This window comes from Chryseobacterium phosphatilyticum, assembly GCF_002899825.2.
Lineage (GTDB): Bacteria > Bacteroidota > Bacteroidia > Flavobacteriales > Weeksellaceae > Chryseobacterium > Chryseobacterium phosphatilyticum.
Genome location: NZ_PPED02000127.1, coordinates 1 through 430 on the forward strand (window position 1 = coordinate 1; position 430 = coordinate 430).

Here is a 430-nt window from a genome sequence, read left to right on the forward strand (position 1 = left end):
GTCTCGGTCCCGTGGGTTCGCTCGTTGCGGAGGTGCCCGCGGGTGAAAAGCGTACGTACCGCTTCGCCGTCTGCTTCCATCGCTCCGGGCTCGTGACGGCGGGTATGGACGCTTCCTACTACTACACGCGGTATTTCAGCAATATCGAGGAGGTGGCCGCGTTCGCGCTGGACAACTTCGACGAGCTCGTTCGCCGTGCCGATGAGTCCGACCGCATGGTCGATGAGACGGAGCTGTCCGACGATCAGAAATTCATGCTGGCCCACGCCACCCGCAGCTACTACGGCTGCACCCAGCTGCTTGATGCCGGCGGCGAACCTTTCTGGGTCGTCAACGAGGGCGAGTACCGGATGATGAACACGTTCGATCTCACCGTCGATCAGTTGTTTTTCGAGCTGAAAATGAATCCGTGGACCGTGCGCAACGAGCT

1 protein-coding gene is annotated in these 430 nt (G+C 60.5%); it reads left to right on the forward strand.

The window, feature by feature from the left end; genetic code table 11:
• Nucleotides 1–430, forward strand: a 430-nt coding sequence (locus tag C1631_RS23800) for a glycoside hydrolase family 52 protein (RefSeq protein WP_228441545.1), incomplete at both ends; no start/stop codon positions are given.